1 protein-coding gene is annotated in these 6,000 nt (G+C 37.3%); it reads right to left on the bottom strand.

Annotation, left to right across the window (positions count from 1 at the left end):
• Window positions 1-5,441: Ig-like domain-containing protein (locus HT717_RS01925; RefSeq protein WP_173304245.1), on the bottom strand; the 5,441-nt coding region annotated here is incomplete at its 3' end.
• Between the last annotated feature and the right edge of the window lie 559 nt (window positions 5,442-6,000).

Here is a 6,000-nt window from a genome sequence, read left to right as displayed (position 1 = left end):
GGAGTTAAGTGCGCTTTGTCTTTAACTGGAACTTTCTCGTCTGGTTTCACTGGGGTGAATCCTTGGTTGACCAAGTCACTTCCTGGAATTTGGTGACTGATGCCGGTTGTTGGATCTTTCAACGTTGCGGTGCCGTCTTCGCCTACAGTGACTTCCTTACCTGGGTTCTTCGCTTTGACTTTGTCTTCCACTTGTTTTTTCTCTTCTGGAGTTAAGTGCGCTTTGTCTTTAACTGGAACTTTCTCGTCTGGTTTCACTGGTTCGAAGTCTTTAGGCTGCGCTGTAACTATTTTTGGATCTGATGGTCTACTATCACCTTTCGTAGCTGTTGCTGTTACCTGACTTCTATCTTTAACACCTTCAGCTGGAATTAACAACGTTCCTGTTCTTGGATCAACAGTTACTCCTGCTGGCTTATCTGATGATGACCATGTTCCATTTTTAGCTTTAACTACTGTTACTACTTTAGAATTTTGTTGCTCATCTGTGTAGTTAACAATTACTTTATCTGCATCCCCTGTTGGTGTTACTGTTACTGTTCCATCTTTTGGTGCAGTTGCCATTGGTGACGTTGGCTTAGAATCACGTACTTTAAAGACTTTAGAAGCATCTAATCTATCTGTACTATCGTCTTTATAGGTCACAATCACATTATTACCATCAACTGTTACAGACTTAATTTTATCGCTAAAGGTTGGATTAGCTTGTTTTACAGCATTCTCAATTTGAGTCGCATCTGCACTATCTAATAATAATGGTGTTCCTGGCGCCTGTGCATCATATTTAAATGTTTGAGGTTTCCATACAAATCGAATGCGTCCAGGAGCTCCTACATCATTAGCATGACCTACATGCTCATAGTTAGTATTTCCACTTGGATCTTCTGCAAATACATAACGAGTAATTGATTTTTCACCTGTAAATGGCTGATTATTAAGATTTCCACTTACTGTAATTGTTGCTGGTTGGTTTTCTGAAGTTGGTGTATCTGAATGTATTTTAGTCGCTGTTAAATACAAGCCGTTGCTACTTCTACCACCCAAGTAACTGTTATCCTCTGTTCCTAAACCTCTTCTATCATTAGCCGCAAACGCAAGATATGATTTAGATATTTTTCCAGAGTTATCTTTTACTTTGATTGTAATGTTACTTGTTTCCCCGGAATATACATATACTTCTTGTTTGTCTGCATTATCATAAGGAATTTCAACTGTTGGTCTAATCTTATCGTTTGATTCAACTAACTTATCTCCAGATATTTGATGAGATATCCTTGATTTAGGATCAGTTACAGTAGCAGTACCATTACTTGATACTTGCACTTCTTTACCAGGGTTAGCATCTGAAACTTTTTTCTTAACCTGATTAACCTCATCCGGTGTTAAAGACGTTACTTTTGTAACAGGTGTCTTAGAAGGAACTTTTGGTGTGAAATCTTGGAAAGTAGCAACTTTAGCATCACTTGGTTGTGAGATATTTCCTGCTTCATCTGTTGCTTTTGCTGTAACATTACCTTTAGGAATTTCCTTAGTCGGATTGATAACCGCTTTACCACTTGCGTTCGCTACACCTCGTCCTAGTTCTTGACCGCCATGATCATATACAACAACAGATGCACCTGGTTCTGTATCTACTTCAATTTGAGTTCTAGTTCCAGCTTTATCCGTCAAGTTAGTTGGAATCGTTGGTTTACCTGGAGCTACATTATCTAGAACAACATTATCAGATGTTTTTGCAACACCTTTTTGCACAGATCCTCTACCTTGGTGATTGTAAGTAATATCTCCGTTACTTCCTACAGTTACTTCTGACTTATTGATACCTGGATTAGCTTTTTCATAGGCTGTTTTAACTCTCTCTTTATCTTCTGGAGTTAAACGATTAATATCTTTTACAGGTACTTTCTCTCCTTTATTTGCTAGTACATATTGACTAACCTCTTGAGATGACCTTATTCCTGAAACTACCGTAATATCTTTATTTTCTGCAGTAGCTTGAATTCTATCTAGGGTTTCAAATCTTGTACCTGAAGGTAATTCAAAGGTTACACTTCCATTTGAATTTGGTGAAATTCGTACATTCGCTGCATTTTCTAACGTCTTATAACGTCCAGAGCCTTCCTTTTCAATTTTAACTTTTTTCCCTTGAATAACCGCAGAGATAATATCTGTTCTGCCTTGCGGAGTAATAGTTACGCTTGTTGAACCATGATTAGGTTGCTGAATGGTCAAAGCTTGCGGTGCAGGTACTGTTGCTTGTTTTGGAGCACTTGCATCTGTTGTATTATCACGATTATCAGTTGCTTTTGCTGTTACATTTCCATTTGGAATCGGTCTTGTAGGATTAATAGTAACTCGACCACTTTCATTTACCGTACCTTCTCCCAGTTCATGCTCTGAGTGATCATAAAGTTTCACCTTAGATCCTGGGTCTGCTGATACAGTTATAGGTGTTTGAGTATCCGCCTTATCTACTAAGGATGTTTCTATTACTGGACGTTTTTGAATCGTATATGATGAAGCTACTTTATCTACTGAATTATCGGGATAAGTGATGGTAACATTCCCTTTTTCATCCACTGAATAAGTAGCCTGATCTAATAATGCTCTATATGCTGCATCTGCATATGTTCTATTATTTTTCTCTTTAATCGCTGCAATGATTTTCTCTTTTTCTGGACCACTCACAGCATTTGGATTGTCTACAGTAATCTTTTTATCAATAGAAATATCATATTTCTTCGCTACTTCAAGGACGGTAATATCCAACTGTACAGTTTTAGTTTCTGATGGATTTTCTCTACTAGCTCGTCCCTCTCTTGCTTTACCTATAACAGCATAGATAAATCCATTAGTACCTAAAGGTTGATCCATAGCTATGGTACCACTTGTACGTGCTGTCATATGGTTCGTCTTATCAGTACCAGCTGATTCTCTAAATTGACCAGTGTGTTTCAGTCCTTTTACTGAATATGGATCACTTGGTATCCAGAATTTCTCAATAGCGTTAGCTGCTGCTTGAATGGTAACATCAACAGTGTCCCCTCGATAAGCTACTATATTCGTTTTGCTAATTAAGATTTGAGTATTGGTTGGTTGCGCTGGTTGTTTATGAACTGCTGGACCTACACTTGGAACAGTTCTCGTAACTGTCACAGGGTCACTTTTTGCTGATTCTTTACCTCCAACAGGTGTTGAAGTCGCTCTAATTTGCCCTTCAGGTAAACTATTTCGAGGATGTACCGTGGCATATCCATCATTTCCAGCCTGAGCTTCTCCTATTAGCACATCATTATTATCGTAAAGTTTTACTGTTGAACCTACTGGTGCTTTTACTCTTACTTCCGCAGGTATACTTGCTTTACCTGTTAAGTCACTCTCGATATGAGCTCCAGATGTTAATGGAGCCTCTACTACATTGACAGGTTTCCATCCCTCAAGACTTCCGTAACCGCCTTCTTTCATATTTGAAACAACAGACGTTTGAGAGCCCACTTTCATATCACTATTCAATTTAAGATTAATGATAGAATAAAACTTATTACTTGTATTATCGACTGAAGTAACAGTAGCTAAATTACGTTTCTCAGGAAGAACTTGCCAAGCTTGGTTAATCGCAGTACGTCTAATCCCAATTTCATGTTCTTGATTATTTGTATCCCTGTATTTCAAGTAAGCCATACCCGCATCATGTGGTACATATAGCTTGAGATCGCGTTGGTTTGAAACCAATTCATTGGTATGTCCCGGCGAATAAGCAATCCATGAACGCCCTAATGAAACATCCACATTCGTTGCTTCACTCTCTTTGCCATCAACACTTTGAGTTACTGTTATCTTATCTTTCGGTACAAGTTGTTCTCCAGTATCTGATAGATTACTATTTAAACCAGCATCTAGTGAAACAACCCAATGACCACTTCCATCAACTTTTGTCTTCTTAAAAGTATTTCCATTTTTCTTAACAGAAATAGTCGCTCCTGGTTTCCCAGTCCCTGATAATTGATTATCTGTTGACGGTACAGTCTGCATACGTACAGTATCGTTGGTTCGAGTATAGTTGTGGTTAACAGTAGGAGCGCCTACTGCATTGACATGGATACCTACAGCAGGGAAGTCTGAATTTCGACTTGTAATCGCCGCCTTACCATTTAAGCCAGAATTTTCAAGAGTATTCTGTACAATAGCGGTCGCAAAGCGAGCAAAAAGATTGTGATGTGTTCCTCTAGTAGTTACTTCATAGACTATTCTATCTGGCACAGCTCCACCAATAAGTTTGTAGTGACCAATAAACATCTTATAATTAGAGAAAGGCGTACTAGCAGGGCGTCCTCTGGAAATTTCTCTCTCTTCTAGTACACTACCACCAGCTCCACCTCTTTCTACTACACGAATATTTTCAATAGTATCATCTGATGTAACTGCAATACCAGCCCAAGCATGATTCTTATGAGCCGGACGGACAGCCACTCTCCAAATAGTACGATCACCATCAATGTCATAATGAAGATTTTCAAACTGTTTAACTCCATCACCACTGATAGTACCTGAGTCGAGATTTCCAGCTACAGAACGATCAATTGATCGAGCTGCATAATGAGCTATTCTAAACCCAGAATAACCTTTTTTCTTCTTATCAAGAACATCCTCTGTCGCCTCATCTACAAGATTACTTTTCGTATCTATCGGCAACAGTTTATTATCTTTGTTTGGCAGTTCTAGACTATTAGCTTCCTTATCTACCTTGTTTAAGCTTCTATCGGAAGCTGTCACAGTAGGTTTTGAGCTATCTCTAGAAGTTTCTTCTTTACGAACTTCAGTAGCAGCCTCATTCGTGCTCTTATCTTCTAGTAAAGAATCCTTAGCATTGCTACTTTCAGCCTGATTAGCAGTCTCGTCTACCGCTTCAGCAGAAGGCACCTTACTCTCTTCTTTCCGCTCAGGTTGACTAGCACTACTTTCTTGCTCTTTTAATGTTTCTATCAGCTTTCTAATTTTTAGAATATGTTGATCAATATCCTCTGATTTAGCATCCTTATCAGAAAGCAAACGTTTGCTTTCATCAGTAAGCTGAAGAAGCTGATTAGACAATGGAGCAAGTTTACTTTCTTTTACCTTAACTACAATATCTTTAAGCTCATCCATCACTTGAAGAAGGGCTGATTTATCAACAACTTTTGTAGTTTTTTCTTCCAAATTCCTTTCAGCAAGCTCTTGACTATTTGGCAAGGGTTCTTCCTTAGCCCTACTCCTACCCTCATCATTTAGGGTCTTCTCAGTCGCTGCTGTATCAGGGGATACAGATAGACTATCTGCTCTAGCTACTCCATTTGCAAAAAACAAGAGGGCAGCTATAGCTACACTAGCAGCACCAAAATGGTACTTTCTAATCGAATAGCGAAAAACTTTTTCACCATTCCTATTATTCTTATGTCCAAACATAAATTTTTCCTTTCTATTTTTAAAATGACATAACTATATATAGTTTATCACAATAAGTTGATATAGTAAAATGATATCTGTAATAAATAATTAACAACTATAGAGTATTTTTATAACGAAGCAGTTCCTAGAATAGTAAGATTTTCGTTGAAAAAAGAGCGATTAATACATGACAAAAAATCTTTAAACTATTGATTCCTGTATGGATAAAATAAGTTCCACCGCTTGTATATATATATATATATATATATGCAAACGGTGGAACTACCCTCTATGTATGAATTTGTATATTTACTAATTAGGACTAAACTATAAAATTTTAGTAGCTTGATTTTTACAAAAATAGCAATTATCCTTATTAAAGAAATATCAGAAAATTTAATATAAAAACATCAAATGCATCAAATCAATTTATGACAAACACACCTTATATTCATGTAGATTACAGCATACTATAGACGATAAAACCTCAATTCAAGAAAAAATAAAAAAACTTCTCATCTATTACACTCATCTAACTGAAGCGCATAAAAGACATATTGTAATCGATCTTTATAGC

This window comes from Streptococcus sp. 959, assembly GCF_013277075.1.
GTDB classification, from domain to species: domain Bacteria; phylum Bacillota; class Bacilli; order Lactobacillales; family Streptococcaceae; genus Streptococcus; species Streptococcus pseudopneumoniae_C.
Note: the sequence above shows the minus strand (reverse complement) of the source record. Positions and strands in the feature narration are given on the sequence as shown.